Genomic DNA, 17,475 nt, shown 5'->3' with positions numbered 1-17,475 from the left:
CGGGAACAGCCACATGAGCAGCCGGGCCAGGCCGATGAGTAGCACCACTCCCAGCACCTTTGCCCACCAGGGCATGCCGTTTGGATCTTCGTAGTCGGATTGGTAGTAGCAGCCCATGCTCTAAGAAACAAAAAAGCCCCGACCTGCGCCGGGGCTTTTTGCTCTTATTAAATAAAATAATTAGCCTGTTTCTGGCTCCCTACTTCGGCCGCGTCGGATGGCCAGTAACAGCAACCATCCAGCACCCGGAATGGGAAGAAAGGGCAGCACTGAATAAATGACCAGGATGCCAACCACCCAGGGCAGCACTGCCGATAGCCAAGAAGCCTTCGTCGTCGTGGCCGTGGCAGAACTCCCTTCGCCCGTAGCTGCTGCACCACCCCGCTGGCCCGCCTTGGTATTGTCGGTAGCCTGATTGTTCTGGCCCACCTGCACCGGCCCTTCGGTTTTCTGTGCGTCGGTAGCCGTGGCCCCGGCGCCAGTGGCCATGGTGCCTGGCTTATTAGCACTGGCTGCTGTGTTGCCCTCCCCTACCTGGTAGATGATGGTGCCCTTGTTCTTGAACTTGCGAGGTTGAGCAGGCGGCAGCAGGCCAAAAAGGCGCCGTTTTAGCGCTGGATTTTCTGTTGCAATGGTGCATTTTTTTTGTACAATACTGTCAACAGGCTCTCCAACGGCTGTATTTGTCTGATGCAATAGTGCATTTTCTTCGTGCATCTGGGCCGCTGGCTTCGATGTGGTGCAACTGGTGAGCATTAGGGCAAGCCCAACGATAAATGTTACCAGCACCAGAAGTAGGCTACCAAAGCTGCACCAAGTCAGGAAGCGCACGAACTGCGCAAGTGGTTTACTGTCCATCATAGTTTCATTAAAAGAAGAAAGCCCAGGCCCATCACGACGACGGCCGCGCCGGCCATCACCCAGCGCTGGGTGCCATCGAAGTCCCAGCGGGCCGACGTGGTAGAAGATTGATAGTTGAAGCGAAACTCGGCCCAGGCCTTGGCCAGGGTCTGCTCCCGAATCCACACCCGGCCGAAGTTGTAGGATTCGTTATGGAAGAGCGAGTAGCTCAGCCCTGCAGCAACAGTTTGCCAAAGGAACCAAACCAGCCAGATTGGCCAGTCACCAATCGAGGCAACACCAATGAGCATAGCATCAGCACTAGCACACAAAGCCGTTAAGACGGCCAGCACGCGGCGAGTTACGAGCGGAGCGTGCTCATTCCACTTGAACGAGTCGGCCCCGCGCATCCCGTAGAGTAGCGCATCACAGAGCCCGTCCACGGCGGCGAAGAGTTGGAACAGCAGCCAGAACACGGCTTACTTCTTTTGAGCCCGAATGCCCAGCACTAGCCAGAGCACTGAGGCCACCAGGGCCGTGAAGAAAAGTCCGCCCGTGAACTGGCGGTAGGTCAGGATGCCGGGGTGGTAGTGCGTCAGCGAAACCACGATGGCCAGCACCCAGAGCAGGATGATGGGATAGGCGAAAGCAGGAATTGGCAGTTTCATAGCAAACAGAATTAGGTGAAATGATGGAGTTGATGGAGTTAGTTGGTGGACCTAGTTAGTGGAGCTATGCTACCTTGGGTGCCACACCGCCGGGCACGCCCAGGGCTTTGGCGGCCACCAGGAAGCGCCGCTCCCGGTCGGCATAGCCGTTGGTGCCCCCGTTGATGCGCTTGGTGATGGTGAGAAAGAAGTTGCCGTCGGCCAGCTCGTTCAGGCCCCGGCCCTTCCAAAACCAGCCGGCCGACAGGGCGGCGTACTGGGGCTGCTCGAGCAGCACGGGGTTGGCCACGAAGTCCACGCCGAAGGCCCGGCTCAGGGCGTAGTAGTTGGCGCGGCCCGTAATCTGGATCAGGCCCCGCCCACGGAAGCGCACCCCATCGCCGGGGATGATGTTGCCCAAGTCCTTGCGCCCTTCGTAGGCGGCGCCGGAAGCGTATTCCCGGACGGCATCCAGGCCCACGGACTCGTGCCCGATCTGGGCCAGAAAGTGCGCCACCCGTAAGGGCGTACTGATGTTGTAGCGGGCCAGCGTGTCGTTGAGGGGTTTGAGGAACTTGTCGGCCTCGGTACCCGTGCAGCCGGTCACGGCCGCCATTAGGAGTTGTTTGGTGAGTAGCATGCTCGATAAGGTTAGGGAGTAGCTGGGCCAGGTGGTGGAGTACCGCCGGCGGCTACCAATTCGGAATCAGGTTCAGGGGCCGGTTCTTTCTTCTGCACCGCATCGACGATGTAGGGGCCGAACTTGCTGGCCAGCAGGCCCAGGATGAGTTTGGGCAGGCCGCCCTCGACGACTTTCAGGGCAACCATCTTCACCACCAGCTTGCGCAGCTTGTGGGTGAAGAGCCAGGCAAAGACCACGTCCGCGGCGTAGCTGTAGTACTCGTAGCTGTTAATGGCATTCTTGACGGCCGTAAGCACCAGCAGCGTGGCCAGCATCTTGCCGGCCGTGCGCTGCAGCTCGTCCCACTTGAAGCGGCCCCCGCGTAGTTTCACGTCGGCCAGGTAGCCGTAGCGGGCGTTGAGCAGGTCCAGGGCCAGCAGCAGGAACAGAGCCGAAGGCGGGCTCCAGATCCACTTCGCGCAGAAGGCCACCACGGCCGCCAGCAGCGTGCCGCTGAGCTGGATTTTGAGCAGCGGTAGCGGGTAGGCCTTCAGGCCGAAGGCCGAGGCAAACAAATCCCGTGCACCGTGGAAGCCCAGGAGCTTAAAGAATTCGGTATGGGTATGGCGCACGGGATTCATGGAAAGAGAATTAGCGGAGTCGACGGATTGCCTGCACCACCACGGTAGGCATGCGGCTCGGGGCCGGCTGGGCGCCACAGTGCGAGGCATCCGGATAGAAGCCGACGAAGCTGACTGCATGGGTAATGAGCCAGGCGCGCAGCTCTACCTCGTAGCTCAGGGCGCGGCCGTCGAACACCGCCGCCTGGCTGGCCAGGGTGCGCGGGTCCACTGGGTCCGAGTACTGGCTATTCTTTTGCCGCAGGCCTACCGCGGTAAGCGTCGTTTGCGAGAAGGGCCAGAAGTACGCCAGTGCGGCATGCACCAGCACCGGTATTGCCTTGCTGTGCAGTTCCAGGTAGTCGCCGGTAAGCTCCGTAGCTTTGTGGCGCCGGACCAGCTCAGCCTGCAGCGGCTCCGTGAGCACGCCTTTCAACCGCCGCTGGGCTTCGCGCATGTGGGGAGCCATGCGGTCCAAGCGGATATTTTCGGGCAGCTCCTGATAGGGGGCGAAATCTTCCAGGCTAAAGAGCAGATGTTCCATCTGTTGAGGCGGGTTGCGACACGCCGGCTAGCTGTGCGGCTTGCTCCAGTGTCAGGTTTTGAATTGAGAAATCCTGCAGCTGCTGGAAAGGGAACGTGCCATCTGCTTTCTGGAAATTGCGGAACACGGCTTCGAAGCCCCGCTCGATGCTGCGCTGGGCCGAGTTGACCACCAGGGCCTGCACGTAGGCCACCGCATCCTGGAATTCCTGCCAGCTACCCAACTTGCCGGCTATTTCGCGGCCCAGCAGCACGCCCGGCATCTGCATGGCTTCGCGGATGTTGCCCTTGATGGCGTCCTCGTCGGTGACGTAGCGTTTGCTGGCATCGGGAGCCGTCAGCGTATCAACAGCAGGCTTGGTCTCTGGCCGATCAGCATACTGTAGCAAGATGCGGCTGCCATCAGGGCCAACAAATTGCCCGTACTTCACCTGGTTGGCGTCCAGCACTTCCTGGGTAGGCGTGGCGGTACCGAACTCAGTAATCATCACCTGGGCCGAGTAGCGGCCGTCCAGGTCGGCAGCCCGGCTCCGCTTCAGCAGTGGCTCCGAATACACATCGTCCAGCACAGCATCAATGAGCGGGCGCGGGTGCAGGTAGGCCCCGGTACGCTTCTGGAACCAGTAGTAGATTTCCCCCGGGTAGCCCTTCAGGCCTACCAATTCCCCCTTCTCATTCTTCCACTCCGAAATGCGCTTCAACCGCTCCTCGGGCTTTTCACGCGGGTTGAACACGGGCACCTTTTGCAGGCCCGAACGGCTGGCGTAGGTAGCTCCACGCCGGGCCACGGCGGCCGGGTTGCGCACCAGGCCGCACCAGCGGGTAACGCCATCGGCGTCCGGGTAGTAGGGCCGCACCTGCTCTTTGGGCTGGTGCAGTACTTCGCAGGGAAAGCCGTTGGCGTTGATATTCACCCGCACGGCCCAACCTTCCAGGTAGGCCGTGTTGTTGCCGACTGGCTGCAGCAATGCATCGACGGTGCCGCCGGCGCGGTCAATGACGGCCCGGTAGAAGGTCTGATCGGTAAAGCCGTTGCCCTCAATGAACTGCGCTTTGCGCTCAGCACACACCGAGGCCGTGCCGCTGGCTGCCATGGCCGAGAGCAGGCGCTGCGGATACAGGTTGTCGTCGCCCCACTTCGGGTAGTCGGTGGGCGTGCTCAGCGTGATAATCTCGGGCCGCAAGGGAGCCTGGGCCTTAATCACCTGGCGCTGGGCCTGGGCTAATGGAGCAAGGGGTTGCGTTTCTGAAGCAGCTGGAGCAGTGGACACGGCAAGCAAAAGAAGAAGGGTAGAAAAAAGGCCCGTACCGCAAGCGCGGTGCGGGCCTTTCCTGGAATCAGAGCAGGAAGCTTACTTGACGCGGAAGGCCAGCAGGGCTTTGATCAGCTCGCCTTTGTTGGCGAAGGTCTTCGGGTCCTGGCCGTCGACCACCTCGGTCGAAAACAGGGTATCCAGCTCGTCGCGCTTCAGCGTGTCGAGCTTGGCGTACTCGGCCTTGTATTCCTCGCTGTTCTCGTTGGCCAGCGGGTTGACGCCCGTTTTGATGGTGATGGTTGTGCCGGTTTCGTCCGTAGGCTGCTGGCCCAGGGCCAGGGCTGCCAATACCGCCTCCTGCTCGCCGACGAAGGCCTGGCCCTCTTCTTCGGAGATGCCGAAGTGCACGGCGGCGGCCGGGTCTCCTTTGAGAATCATGGCCACGCGGGCGTCGGTCAGGTTCTCATTGGAGAACACCACCGGCGAGTTGTGGGGACGGTAGGTTTGCTTGGGGTCGGTAAACGAGTACTTGCGGTCTACTTTGTTCATGGCCGTAGGGGCTGGAAAAGAAGGGTTGGGGGAATCGGTTAAGGTGCGCACAGCGCGCAGGATGGCTTGGAAGGCTTCGGCCAGGCATTTGTAGCAGCCTACCCGAACGGGCTCCGCTGTGGGGTATAAGCCGGCATGCACGGCCGCCAGCTCCGCCGAGTCGGTGCGGCTCAGGCCCGCCAGTTTTATCTGACGAGCCCTTTCCGCCCACTGCTCACTCACCCCCTGCATTAGGCGTACAGTGCCTCAAAGGCCGTTTTGGTGGCCGCCGCGTCGTAGACGCCATCGGTGACTACCATGAAGTAATCGGCCAGGCCGATTTCCTTGTCCGAGGAAAGCGTGGCAGGGATACCACCGCCCAGATCTGCATCCTCGCTGTCGGTTTTCATAGCCGAGGGGCGCAGGCCTGCATTCAGCCCTAGTACTTTGTAATAGCCGTTGTTATCCGGTGTGATGGAAACCACGCCTTCCGCATCGGCGGCCAAATCTTCCATGGTTTCAGCCTGCTCTGGGCCCGGGTCGAAAGCCACTAGGTCGAAATCGTGCTTGTAGCTGGGTTTGTACTTGCCCGGCACCAGCTCCGCGCGGGCGGCGTTGCTGCTACCCAGGCCCTCAAATAGGAAGCCTTTCTTGGTGGCCACCAGCGTAATGAGGACCGCCTTTTTCAAGGTGCCGTTGCGCGAAACGCCGGCGATGTCGGCCTTGCGCACCAGCACGGTTTTGGGTTTCATGCCCGCAGCGCCCGTTTCGCACGGGGCCGACGAGCCTTTTTTCAGTTGACGGCAGGATGCCATATCTCTGTTCCTCCTATGAGTTTCGTGAAGAATGGCCCCAGCCTAGCGTGGCCGGGGCGGTTTCGTCTAGGATAGGCTAGTAAGCAGCAGCAACCAGGTCCTTGCTCATCACCTTCACATCGAACTTGAAGTTCGAGCGCATGTGGTTCATCTTGGTTTCCATGTTGAACCAAGCGGCTACCTGCGTAGCAGCGTCGTAGCTGTCAAAGCCCAGCTGCAGGTTGCGTTTGGTTGTCAGGATAGCGCGGTGAGGCAAGTCTACCTGGTCTGCCACGTTGAAATCCGTTTCCAGGATTTCATCCCATTCATCGACGGGAATAATGGGCACCTTGCGATATTTCGGGCCTTCAATGCCCGTTTCCTGCAGCACCCAGCTTTCCGACACGTTGTCGTTGTCTTCGCGGTAATCTGCCCAGTTATCGGCAATCGACTGCGTGCAGAGGATCATCCGGTCAGGGTCGCGCTTGAGGTGGCGGGGGGCGTTCTTAACCAGTGCGCGGAAAATGGCTTTCGATACGCCAGCGGCCAGCTCTTGGTCGGCCGTTGCATTGGCGGCAATCGTGTATGCCCGCACTGAAGGGAAAAGCGTGGCCATGGCAAAGACCTGTTCAAACACGCCATCTACCTGGTTGTAGTTTTTCACGTCAGCGGCACCGGCGGTGAGGCTGGCCGCCGTGATGTCCTTGTTGCCAAAGAAACCGATGCGGAAGATGTCGGAGCGCAGAGCTTGGGTGAACTGGTCCTGAATAAATTCAGTCCAGTAGCTGATAGCCTGCGCATCCGACTGGTCAGCGGCTTTGATCTTAATCAGAGCCTGGTCCAGGTCGTAGCGCTCGTAACCCACATCCAGGCCCCAGGCTAGAAAAGTTTTATCGAGCTCGTCTGCGCACTCAGCAATCCAGGCCTCCATTTTCACGGGGTCCCAGGTGAGCTTGTCGATGGGGATTTCGGGGGTGGTTGGCGTCGAGCCGCACCCGGCATCCAAATGGGTGATTTTGGAAAACTTGCCGACGAAGAGCACGTCTTCTTTGGCCTTCACGCCATTGCGAATGGTGAAGATTTGCGCCACATCAGGCGACTCAATAACGGGCTTCAGTACCAGCTCGCGAAATTGCTCGGGGCCGTACACGACGGACAGTCCACCCAGGAGCGCCGTGCTAAGAATTGCAGCAGTAGTTGCCATTTACGTAGAAAAACGCAGTAGAAATACACCGACGAACCGCGCCGGACGGGCCACTGGGCAGGAGTTTTGAAGAAGTTAGATGCGCGTACCAATGCGCTTATTGGCCCGAGCCGCCCGGCGGTCAGCCGCCATCTGGTGCGGGTCCTGATCCGAAGAGGTGCCCTGCTGGGAAGGCGTTTGCACATCATCCGTATCGACCACGGCCTTGCTGCCGGTGCTGGCGGCCAGCGTCACAATCTTCTGATTGGTGGCCGCCTGCTTCTGCTGCATGGCGGTAATGGCCTTGCCCTGCGCCGTCACCACGCTGGTCAGGCCCTGCAGGGCTTCCAGGATCTGCTGCTGCACATCCTCGCCGCCATCTTGGTTAGTTGGGGCCTGATCGGTGGGCGTAGCCACGATGACGGTAATGGCACCGTCGACCGTAGTGATGGTGTTGCCATCGGTCAGGGCGTAGTCGGCATCGGCCACGGCGTTGCCGTCGGCGTCGGTCACCCCGTCACCCACCTCGTAGGCTTCCCGGTCACCGGTGTCGATGGTGAGCGTAACAGGAGCGTCGCCGGCCGTGCTCACGGCCAAGTTGGTAGCGGGCTTCTTGCCCAGGGCATTGATGCCGGCCAGCAGGTCGCGGGCCATGGTGGCGAGTTTGGACATAACAGAGGGTGCCGGCGCGGCCGGCTGCGGTTGAGAAGTAGCGGTTTTGGGGGCGCGGCCGGGCAGCGTGGCCAGGGCCGTGATAGGCTGCACGATGGTCGTGGCAAAGCCCATGCTCAGGCAGTCGTCAGCCGAGAGGTCGGTTTCTTTGCGCATTATTTCGGCAATGGCCACAGGGTCCACGCCAGCGCGGTCCACATACAAGTCGATCAGATCTTGCTGCCACCGGGCCATATCCTCGGCATACTGCTGGATGGCCTCGGCCGTACCGACTACCCCGCCCTGGGGCAGGTGAATCATGAACTCGGTGTGCGGATAGATGCGCCGCTCGGAGCCGGCCAGGAACACGGCCGTAGCAATGCTGCTGCACTGGCCGATGGCCTCGGTGCGGATAGTGACATTGGGCAGGCTACGCAAGTGGTCGTAGATGCCCATGCCCTTGTCCATCCGGCCGCCGGGGGAATTGATGGTTACCAGCACCGAGTCGAAAGGCTTCTGCCATTCGAGCTGGCTGAGCACATCCTCCAGAGTCGTATAGGGCCATGCATTGCCTGCTTCCTCAGAGTTGGCAACAATGGGGCCCGTAATAAATACCTTCGCTTCAGACATGCCACGAAGGTCACAGGACTATTCCGGGAAGGTTGAACTCCTGACGCAGCATTCTGCGTCAGCTTGTTATCTTGGTGACGCTTTTCCTACACCTGCCCCATCATGCGCTATTTTCTCCTCGCTTTACTTCTCTCTGCAGCGGCTCCTGTTTTTGCTCAAAAACAGGAAATAGCTATTCCCACAGATTCAGCAACGCATAAAGTCACCTATTCTGAAGTTATTCAGGTGCCAGGTGCCAGCAAAGCAGACCTCTACAGCCGGGCCAAACTATGGGCGGCCAAAACCTTCCCCTCAACGGATGCCACGGTACAGCTAACGGATGCTGAAGCAGGCAGAATTATAGCCCGTGGCTGGACCAGAATCAACATTGTTACATTGGGCATTGCTAACCCTATGAAACTGTGGTTTCTAGTGCAAATAGACGTAAAAGATGGTCGCTACCGCAGTATTGTTACCGATTTGGAATACCAAGGCGAGTACAACCCTCGGGTGACCGTTATGAGCGCCGCGGCCCAAACGGCCCGTACCCCAGCGGATGAAACACTGACGCTTCACAACGAACGGACTCACACCAAAAAAGGCGAGCTGCGCCCTATTTTTGCCAGTTATCGGACTCAAACAAATGACGCAGTACTGCAGCTCCAGGCCGGCATTAAGGCTGCTTTGACAGCCTCTCCTTCTACTGGTGTATCTAACAGCGACTTTTAAGCCGTCATTTTCTCCATGCTAGAAATAGCGCGGTACACGGTATCACAGCTGATTTCCATTTCATTTGCCACTAGGCGCACGGCCCCTGCATTGTCTTTCTCATAGCGCAAGGAAGCCCGCAACGTCTGCCAGCGCAGGTAGATGTCCCGAGAATTATAAGTGCGGATATTAATGCACCCAGCTTGATAGAGGGAGGTCAGATGGCCTCCCTCTTCCAGTTTATTGAGGATGTCGATTACCTTCATCGGTCGGCGCGTTTCTCGTTTACAACTACTTTATTTTGCTTCTCTCTCAACTCCGAGAGGTTAAGGTTCGGTGCCGGCAGGGCCTTGTTGGCTGCATAGAAAACAGGTCCCAATTCCTGGGCAACTTGCCGGGCCAACTCTTGATAGTTGATCTGGGCCCCGCCCGAGCGGCCCGACATCTGAGCCATGTAGCTGGCATCGTAGCGCACCACGCCACCGTCGGCGTACCGGGCCAGGGTCGCGGCCGGCATGGGGTCCCGGTAGCCGAACGACTTGCCGCCGCCGGCCACGTTCAGGAAGGACAACAGGGGGCCGAACTTGCGCACGGCTTCCGCCGTCATCACCGCTTCGCCATCCGAGAGCATGGCCGGAATCAGATCATCCTTCGGCCCACCCGGGCCCCGCACCAGGCCGCCGTCGGCGAAGGCCAATACCTTCACCGTGGCCAGGACGGCTTTGGCTATGGCAATGCCGGAAAGTACGGCCGCCTGCGAGACGCCGGCAGCACCAAACGTAACCGCGTTGGCGGGGTTGGCGGCTGCGTTGGCGCTGATGGCTGATAATTCCTTCTGCAGGTTCAGCCCGATTTCCGCCACGGCTGCCGCCTTTTTGAGCGTCAGCGCTATTTGGCCGGCTGTCGTTTCTTCTCCCAGCGCCTGAATAACCAAGTCAGCCGCATCCTGCGCCGTGCCGGCCACGGCCAGGCGAATCTGTATTTCCTGCTCGGCCAGTTCCCGTTTGCGGGCTGTGGTCTGCTCGGCCGCGGCAATGTCTTGCTGGCTGAGCTGTTCGCGCTCAGCCGTGGCGTCGCGCCCATAGTCCTGCTGCACCACGATGCGGGCCGCCGTTCCGGCCCGCTCAATAGCCTGCAGAGCTTGCTCGTGGGTGGCTTTGTTGATCTGGCCATCGGCATACTGCTGATTGAGCCGGGTGCGCTCCTGGCTCAGGTAGCTGTCCAGATTCACCAACGACTGTTGGTATTCCAGGCCTGCTTGCTGCCGGGCCGCCTCGGCCCGGATGCGGGCTTCCTGCGCGGCCTGCTGCTCAACACTCTGGCGCCGGTCGATGCCGGCCAGGCTGGCGGCCAGGTCCGCTTGGATAGCCTGGGCCTTCAGCAGAAACTCCTCCTGGCTGCCTTCCCGGGCCCGGGCCAGCTGGGTGGCGATGGCAATCTGCTGCGACTCGGCCGCCTGCTCCCGTAGCTTTTGCAGGTGCTCCCGGTCCAATTGCTCGACAGCAGCCAGGTACTTTTCCTGAATGGCCTTTTTCCGGTCAGCAGTTAGCTCTGCTTCGCTCAACTCCAATAGGCGCTGCTTTTCCAGTTTATCTTTTTGCAGCTGCAGTTCTTGGTCGCTGGCATCAGCTACGGTCTGTAGCTGCCGGTCAATCTGCGCTATTTCCAGGTTGAGGAAGTCCTGCCGGAGCTTGCGCAGTTGCTCCTCTGCTTCTTTTTGCAGGCTCACCCGGTTGGTGATGAGCTCGTTTTGCTTGCCTGCAGCATCTTCCAGGATATCGAAATACTCGTTCTGCGCCTCCTTGTACTCCTTCAGCTGGTCGTTGCTGGCTTTGGCCTCCCCGCCCCGGCGCTCGATGTCCTGCTTGAGGATATCCACCCGCCGTTTGGCCAAATCGGCCAGGGTCTTTTCCCGCTCCAGCTCCACTTTGTAGGCATCTTCGTTGGCCTGCATGCGTTTGGCGATGGAGTTGGTTTCATCATCCCGGATGTTCTTCAGCCGCTCCACCTGGTTGAGCAGCCGTTTGTTGGTGTCGATGTTGTTGATGTTGTCGCGCTCGAGCTGCTGGCGGGCCTTGCTCAGGTCCAGGGCCAACTGCGTTTCCCGCTCGATTTCATCACCAATACCACGGAAGGACTGCCGGGCCGTTTCGGCGGCTTGCGAGAAGTTGCCGGTAAAGAACTGATAAGCGGCCTTGCCGAACGTGCCGATGCGGTCGGTTACCACGTCGATGGTGGCCCCGATCTGGGCCATGACCTGCTCGACGATGCGGCCGCCCTCGGCCGTCTGGGTGAAGTAGGTTATCAAGCTGCCCACGACCACGAGGAACGCCCCGAGGCCGGTAGCAATCAAGGCCAGGCGCAGTAGCTTAGCCGCGCCGGTACTGGCCCCCATGGCCAGGCGGGCCAAGTTCTGTACCTGGACATACTTTTCCTGCACACCGGTGGCGCGCTGAACGGCCCCGCCCAGCGTGTCACTTCCGCCAGCGGCTTCCAGCAGGGCTCCTGAAAAGGACTGCGTGACCGGCGTGGCCTCTTCCACCGCTTTCTCCGCAGCAGCTATCTGAAAGCCAATTTTGCGGTACCCCTCCGAGACTTCGCCGGCTGTTTCCACGATGCGAGCTTGCTCGGCTTCGAGTGCCACCAAGTTCTCCACGGCGGGCGTGATGGCCTTGGCGTAGCTCTCAATGGTCTTGGTCGCCTCCTCGTAGGTCTGCCCGGCCTGGGCGGCGGCCCGCTGAGCAGCCGTCAGGAAGCCGGCCACGTTTCGCTGACTATCCGCCAGTTCTTTGGAGCCCGCGGCCATATTCTTCTGCTCGGCCTGGGCCTTGACCATCTCCTTCACCAATTCCTTGAAGGAACCCGAGTAGTTGCCCACGTTGCGGCGGTTGTCGCCCACCCGCGACTCCAGCACTTTCAGCTCATCGCTGATCGCCCGGGTGCGGGCCTGCAAGGCTTTGCCAGCTTCTGAGTTTTCCCGCTCCTCTTTGCTCAAGGCATTATAACTGGCCGTGGTCAGGGCCAGTTCCGCGCGCAGCTGGTTGATGGAGCCCTCCGCTTCGCCGCTGGCCTTGCCCAGGTTCTCCAGCTGCTTGCTGGCCGCGGCCTGCTCTTTGGTCTGGGCCCGCAGCAGCTCGCTCAGCCGCTGGGCCTCGATGCCGTACTCTTTTTCGGAAACACTCCCATTTTTGAAGTCTGCCGTGAGCAGCTTCTGCATTTCCCGCGTCTTGGCAATGTCGGTGGTCAGGCCGCGCTGCTGGATGCGCACCTTGTCCATCTCCGCCTTGAGCTGCTCGGAGCCCAGACGAATTTCAAATAAAACCTTTTCGGTTTGGTCGTTGGCCATGATTACAGGTAGCGGATAGCGAGGTAGTTGATAGTTAGGTGCAGCGTATTATCGATGAGCACCATGAGCCAGAACGCGATAAAGGGCGGCTTATCGGCCGGGTAGCCAAAAGGGCCAGCATGCTCTACAGGCACCCCGTTATAAAAGCGAATCCAATACAGAGCGATGCGGTACCGGTCGATGAAGAAGTGCGTGCCAAAAATCACCAGCCAAGCCTGCACTGAGGGCGCTAGCCAGACGAATTGTGAGGCGTAGATCAAGGCATGAATCAAAGCCCACTTGTGACTCTTGGTCTTAAGCTGGGCCATTTTGTCGCTTTGCATGACATAATCCCCAAGCAGGTGCGCGATGAGCTGTTCCATTAGAAGGTCAGGCGTAAGAGTTCAACGGGCGTGGAGGCGTCAGCCTCTTCCCAGTTGTCGATTTTATTGCAGTAGAAGTAGCTGCCTTCCTTTTCCAGCCACACGGGCTGTAGCTGACTGAAGTCCATGACCTGCTGCGCACTCAGGCGCACGGAGGGCTTGAGAATCAGCGGCCGGGCGTACACGGCCCGCAGGTGCTGGTAGTAGGTCGGCAGCAGGTCGGCGGCGAAGTCCAGGCCGGCAAACGTGCTGACGCGAGGCTGGATAACGGCTGAGCTCTGCCCATCCTCTAAGGTCACAGTGCGCGTCTGGAACCCCTGCACCACCAGGCGAGGGGCCGGCGTCTGCTTGTCGTACACCGGCGTCACCACCGCCGTGCCTCGGCGCCGGAAGAAGGGCCGGCGCTTCTCATCGTACACTATTTCCACCGAAACTTCCCCTTCGCGCACTTTGTAGGTGGGCAGCAAGAGCAGGCCGCTTTCCGAGATGGCCGTAGCCGCCCACGGCAAGGTCAGCGCGTCGCGGGTACGCTCCAGTGTCGTATCGTTGCAGGCCAGAAACCCGTTGCCCAGCTCGCTGGCGCCGTCCGGGTTGGTCTCGTCCTTCTTCCAGCGAAACCAATTTTGCTGGGCTACGCCCGGCAAATGGAAAAGCCGCGGCGCGGGCTCATCGGCATCGATGCGCGGCTGCCAGTCCGGGGCCTGGCTCAGGGCCGCCGCCAGGGCCGGCCCCGTGGGCGTGAAGCGCACCGTGCGGGTGTAGGGGTCGGTTTGCTGGGTAAGCCCGAACAGCCCGATGATGGCTTTGACAAAATCCTGCTGGGAGAGGTCGGGCAGCAGATCCTGTAAGCGAATGCGGCCCCCAGGCGGGAAATCCGGCAAGACCTCCACCGTAAAGTTGTCCAGCGTCAGCACGGTGCCATTGACGGCATACACGGCACTGTTGAAGGCCTCGAACCCCCATTTGGCCAGCAGTCCCTCGCCGGGGCTGAGCTTGATGCGCACGTGCAGCTCATCGCCGGCCTGCAGCAGGAAGCGGTTCAGGTTCACCGACGGCGACACGGTGGTGTGGCCGCCGTTTTTCTTGCTCTCAATCAACGTGCCCCCCGTCAGCTCTTTCGAGCCCATGTAGAAGAAGAGCTGGGCCCGGCCGCTACCATAGGGCGAGTCAATGATAACGTTGGTCAGGGCGCTGGCATTGATGTAGCAGGGCTCCAGTGCCTTCCAACTGCGCGTGACGGGGTTGTAGACGCCTTTCGCCGTCGGGTCCGCATAGGCGTATTTCGCATCCACCGAGTCGTAAGGCACGGTAAACACGCTTTCCTCCCGGCCCTCGTAGGCATTACCATACTGCGCGTTGCCCGGGCCGATCCCGGCCCGGAGCTTGCGCGCCTTCCGGAACTCCTCGCCATAGCCGGCCATGACCGTGGTGGGCAGCAGCAGCCGATCAAACAGCTCGGGCAGGGGCCCGGCCCAGTGGTAACCCGACTCGGCAAAGAGTTGCTCCCAGACGGCCCGCACATACACGCTGGGGAACACGTCATCCGTAAACAGATGCAGCTTATCACCTTCGGCCGGCCCGCCCTTGCCCCGGTCGTAGAGGTCGTACACATAGCCCTGCTCCCAGGAAGTGTGGGCGGCACCGGTGACGGCCTGGGCATGCAGCCAGTCGTGTTCCGTCGATTCAGGGAAGCTCAGCTCCTGCAGCTTCTTATCCTGAATGGCCGCATAGAACGGTTCATTGCCGCCCACCACCTGCGCCTGAAAGCCCTTGCCCGCCTCGTGCTGCTCGACGATGGCCACGGCATTGGGTAGCACTTCCAGGCTGCCAGCTTCCAGCGTGCAGGGAAGCAGTTGGTAGGGCAGCTGCGTCAGGGCCGGCCCGTGCTGGGCTTGCTCCAGGGCCGCGCGCACCTCGGGCGTATCGGCCACCGTCAGCGTCGAGGAATAGTCGCTTTGCACCGAGTTTACCTTCAGCAGGTTATTGGCCTGCACGGTCAGGCCCACACGCTCTTCCGCGCCCAGCGGCAACCGGCTGCCATCGGCTAATACCAGAGAGGCTGCCATTACACGCGGGTAAGAGGATTACGTGGACGCAGCACCACTTCCACATCGAAGGTGGTGCGGCTGTCCGAGGACGTGCGGCCGGCCGGGGCCGCCGTCACGAGCACGGAGGTGAGGCGGCCGGAGGCTTCCTGCATATAGACCTGGGGGGAATCCAGCAGTGTGGTCAGGGCCGCATGCTGGGCCGGGGTCAGGTTGCCGGCCCGCAACAGCAGCTTGTCGACGCCACCACGGCGCAGCAGCTGGGCCGGCCCTTGCTCTGAACGAAAGACGGTACCGGCTTCTGGTACTGTCGTGGCGTCCATGTCGCCATTAAAAAACCACGGCTCCCAGTTGCCCAGCGGGCTAAGCCAGCGCAGGTAAACGCCATGCGCGGGGCACACTGGGCGAAGCTGCAAGGTGTAGGGTTGCGTCATACCACGAAACTCCAACCATCCCGATAAGCTACAAAATCAGCTAGGCCCGAAACGTCGCGTACGTAGTCCAAAGCGTCGCGCAACTTGTACTACCAACAAAAAAGCGCTGACAGGGTGAGCTGCCAGCGCTTTTCAAAATTCTCCCGGTGTTGCTTATAGACGCACCGGATCAGCCGCATAGATGACCATATCTTTGACCTGGGCGTATGGTTGCCAGATGCCCAAACTGATGTCCAGGTATACAGGTCCGGTAATCGGCACAGGGTTGAAAGCAACACTCACCCCACCCCGGAGCATGCGAATTCCCGTGGTAGCGGGGTCGTTGGTTTTCTCCACTCGGATTTCTGCCTCGGTGCCCAAGGGCGTAGGAATAAACCCAACCCCGGCCCCGGTCCAGAAGGGTGCCATGCCAAAGCCCTGGGTTTCGCCGCCGGCATCCAGCTTCAGGTAGAAGCCACCCAGCATATCATCGTAGGTAGCCGAGTTGCCCGGATTGTAGACCGCTCCGATGATGAATTCATTGTTGATCGGAAATCCGTCTGTCGACAACTGAGCCGACAAGGGCCACTTAAAGCCACCCAGTACCGTTTCCGTCGTGTTCAGGCCGATACCCATGTGCACTCGGGCGAAGGCGCTGCCCCCGCTGCCATTGTCCGAAATCGTATTGCCGTCGGCAATCAGGTTCGGGCTAAGCTGGCTCCAGATAGCGTCTTCGGTAGTGTATGGCCCAACGGGACCTAACTCGCACTCCAGCAAGCCCTCAGCTTCCACCTCCGCCAAATCGTAGGCATCATTTGCAGTCAGGGCGTAGGCTTGCCGTGTCACGGGGGTACCTGTATAGCCTTGCTGGCAACTTACTGTTACCGGTGGCGACACATAGAGCACCTGCGTAGGCTCATTCAGAATCACTTGCATGATCTGCTTGGCCTCGACAATGCTGCTGAACATATCGAGGTGGTGCCGCTGGGACGGGGCTACTCCCTCTTCCTGTAGGTTCATGCCGATCATGTCCAGCACGGCCACGGGCCCTGCCGTGTAGGCCGTGGCAAAGCTCTCGACGTTGGCCCGGGCCTGGGCCAGGTTGCCTGACTCCGTTTGCGTCTTGGGCTTGAACACAATGACCTTCACGTTGTCCGGCACTGGCCGGCCAGCCGCGGCCATGTCAGCTTTGAAATCAGCAATAATCTGCTGCCAGTCCGTCGACCACGTGGGTAAGTCTCCACCTGATTCATTTTGATGAATCAGGATGAAGGTATTCTGAGCTGTGCTGGTTTTGCCTCGTGCTGCGAAGTCATTGGCGGCCGTCAAGCAGTTGGCCAGCCAGGTGTTGTACACGTAGCCACTGCCTAAGCTGGTGCCCTTTTTAAACCACTCCGAAGGTGCCCCGTTGCGGTAATAAAAGCCAACGTTGAGAATACCCGTGCTGCGCTTTTCAAACTCCCAGGCCAACAGGCTGGAGCCTTCGGCTAGGGCTTCGCTGGGCGTGCCTTCCGTCAACTCACTACGGCCGTTCTTGCCCAGCTGCAGCAGCTGCATATTGCTGGTGTTGGTGATGGCAATGCGGCTACGGGTGCGTTGGGCTTCCAGGGAAGTCAGGTCCGCGGCTTCGAGTTGGCCTGGGGCCAGGGTGTTGCGCTCTGTCAGCTTACTCCAGTTGCTCTGGCTGATGGCATAGAGCAGCACGTCAGGATTTGTGGCTACGGCAGCCAGCGTGGTAGCGTCATCGGTGGAGTAGACAGAATCAGTAAAACCGGTGGCTTGGGCCTTGCCCCGATAGAAATACTGCGTGCTAGCCGTCAGGCCCGAGGTGTTGTTGACCGACGTGTTGGGTCCGGTGTAAATCGTCACCAAGCCCGCCGTGAAGCCGCTATTCGTGGCCCGCTGAATGACGTAAGTAGTGCCGGCCGGGGCACCCGCGGGTGCACTCCAAGCCACGCTCACGGCCAAGGCCGAGGTGGGCGTAGCCTGGAAGTTAGCCGGGGCCGCTAGCTGCGTTGGCCCACCTCCGCTGGCAATGACACCCAGCAGGCTATCATCTAGTTGAAAGGCCGTCTTCACGTTGAAGATGTAGCCGGCCGGAATCTGCCCGGCTGGGGCCGGCGTGATGCTGGCAAAGCCCGGAAAGGCAGCACCCGGCTTGGCGCTGATGTAGCCCAGGCGGTTGGCTGACTGCTTATAAATAGCATTCAGATTGGTGCTCGTAAACCACGAAGCCGAGCTGAGCGTGGTAGCGGGGCCGGTCCATACTGCAATAGTAATACCGACGGGTAGCGTGATCAGGGCCATA

The 17,475-nt window shown here is 60.2% G+C and carries 18 protein-coding genes; 1 reads left to right on the top strand and 17 read right to left on the bottom strand.

The genetic code is table 11. The features are described 5' to 3' along the window. Positions 1-180: 180 nt before the first annotated feature. The 11 genes from E5K02_RS20910 to E5K02_RS20860 form a co-directional block, all read right to left on the bottom strand. On the bottom strand, positions 181-861 hold the full coding sequence (locus E5K02_RS20910; RefSeq protein ID WP_135397639.1) for a hypothetical protein: 681 nt from the start codon (positions 859-861) through the stop codon (positions 181-183). Continuing rightward, positions 858-1,316, bottom strand: a complete 459-nt coding sequence (locus E5K02_RS20905; protein ID WP_135397637.1) for a hypothetical protein — start codon at positions 1,314-1,316, stop codon at positions 858-860. The genes E5K02_RS20910 and E5K02_RS20905 overlap by 4 nt, the downstream gene beginning before the upstream one ends. A gap of 3 nt (positions 1,317-1,319) precedes the next feature. Further along, complete coding sequence (locus tag E5K02_RS20900; protein ID WP_135397635.1) at positions 1,320-1,508, bottom strand: hypothetical protein; 189 nt, start codon at positions 1,506-1,508, stop codon at positions 1,320-1,322. Between the two features lie 64 nt (positions 1,509-1,572). Further along, entirely contained in the window at positions 1,573-2,127 is a 555-nt protein-coding gene (locus E5K02_RS20895) for a glycoside hydrolase family 19 protein (protein ID WP_135397633.1), read from the bottom strand. A gap of 11 nt (positions 2,128-2,138) precedes the next feature. After that, complete coding sequence (locus E5K02_RS20890) at positions 2,139-2,750, bottom strand: hypothetical protein (RefSeq protein WP_167856526.1); 612 nt, start codon at positions 2,748-2,750, stop codon at positions 2,139-2,141. A 10-nt stretch (positions 2,751-2,760) separates the two neighbouring features. Beyond that, positions 2,761-3,273 carry a DUF6712 family protein gene (locus E5K02_RS20885; protein WP_135397630.1) on the bottom strand — a complete coding sequence of 171 codons (513 nt, stop codon included), beginning with the start codon at positions 3,271-3,273 and terminating at the stop codon, positions 2,761-2,763. Next, positions 3,254-4,543: a hypothetical protein gene (locus E5K02_RS20880; protein ID WP_135397628.1), complete on the bottom strand. Its 1,290-nt coding sequence runs from the start codon at positions 4,541-4,543 to the stop codon at positions 3,254-3,256. The genes E5K02_RS20885 and E5K02_RS20880 overlap by 20 nt, the downstream gene beginning before the upstream one ends. Positions 4,544-4,624: 81 nt before the next feature. Beyond that, positions 4,625-5,308: a hypothetical protein gene (locus tag E5K02_RS20875; RefSeq protein WP_167856525.1), complete on the bottom strand. Its 684-nt coding sequence runs from the start codon at positions 5,306-5,308 to the stop codon at positions 4,625-4,627. After that, on the bottom strand, positions 5,308-5,808 hold the full coding sequence (locus E5K02_RS20870) for a hypothetical protein (protein WP_135397625.1): 501 nt from the start codon (positions 5,806-5,808) through the stop codon (positions 5,308-5,310). Before E5K02_RS20870 ends, E5K02_RS20875 begins: the two co-directional genes overlap by 1 nt. Before the next feature lie 139 nt (positions 5,809-5,947). Then, positions 5,948-7,054, bottom strand: a complete 1,107-nt coding sequence (locus E5K02_RS20865) for a hypothetical protein (RefSeq protein WP_135397624.1) — start codon at positions 7,052-7,054, stop codon at positions 5,948-5,950. Positions 7,055-7,129: 75 nt separating this feature from the next. Beyond that, positions 7,130-8,314 carry a Clp protease ClpP gene (locus E5K02_RS20860; RefSeq protein WP_135397623.1) on the bottom strand — a complete coding sequence of 395 codons (1,185 nt, stop codon included), beginning with the start codon at positions 8,312-8,314 and terminating at the stop codon, positions 7,130-7,132. Positions 8,315-8,416: 102 nt separating this feature from the next. Here E5K02_RS20860 and E5K02_RS20855 point away from each other — a divergent pair, with 102 nt between their 5' ends. Then, positions 8,417-9,022: a DUF4468 domain-containing protein gene (locus E5K02_RS20855; protein WP_135397622.1), complete on the top strand. Its 606-nt coding sequence runs from the start codon at positions 8,417-8,419 to the stop codon at positions 9,020-9,022. Here the strand turns inward: E5K02_RS20855 and E5K02_RS20850 are convergent. From E5K02_RS20850 to E5K02_RS20825, 6 genes are all read right to left on the bottom strand, one after another. Beyond that, positions 9,019-9,267, bottom strand: coding sequence for a hypothetical protein (locus E5K02_RS20850; RefSeq protein ID WP_135397620.1), 249 nt, complete (start codon positions 9,265-9,267; stop codon positions 9,019-9,021). The genes E5K02_RS20855 and E5K02_RS20850 overlap by 4 nt on opposite strands. Continuing rightward, positions 9,264-12,347 (bottom strand): hypothetical protein, encoded by a 3,084-nt coding sequence (locus tag E5K02_RS20845; RefSeq protein WP_135397618.1) that lies wholly within the window; start codon positions 12,345-12,347, stop codon positions 9,264-9,266. Before E5K02_RS20845 ends, E5K02_RS20850 begins: the two co-directional genes overlap by 4 nt. Positions 12,348-12,349: 2 nt before the next feature. Further along, a complete protein-coding gene (locus E5K02_RS20840) occupies positions 12,350-12,709 on the bottom strand; it encodes a DUF3307 domain-containing protein (RefSeq protein ID WP_135397616.1) in 360 nt (119 codons plus the stop codon). After that, on the bottom strand, positions 12,709-14,775 hold the full coding sequence (locus E5K02_RS20835) for a hypothetical protein (protein ID WP_135397614.1): 2,067 nt from the start codon (positions 14,773-14,775) through the stop codon (positions 12,709-12,711). Before E5K02_RS20835 ends, E5K02_RS20840 begins: the two co-directional genes overlap by 1 nt. Continuing rightward, a complete protein-coding gene (locus tag E5K02_RS20830) occupies positions 14,775-15,188 on the bottom strand; it encodes a hypothetical protein (protein WP_135397612.1) in 414 nt (137 codons plus the stop codon). The genes E5K02_RS20835 and E5K02_RS20830 overlap by 1 nt, the downstream gene beginning before the upstream one ends. Before the next feature lie 153 nt (positions 15,189-15,341). Continuing rightward, a complete protein-coding gene (locus E5K02_RS20825) occupies positions 15,342-17,474 on the bottom strand; it encodes a phage tail protein (protein ID WP_135397610.1) in 2,133 nt (710 codons plus the stop codon). Position 17,475 lies beyond the last annotated feature (1 nt).

Origin of the sequence: Hymenobacter metallicola (assembly GCF_004745645.1) — a bacterium.
Classification (GTDB): Bacteria; Bacteroidota; Bacteroidia; order Cytophagales; family Hymenobacteraceae; genus Hymenobacter; species Hymenobacter metallicola.
This window is presented reverse-complemented; position numbering and strand designations above follow the sequence as displayed.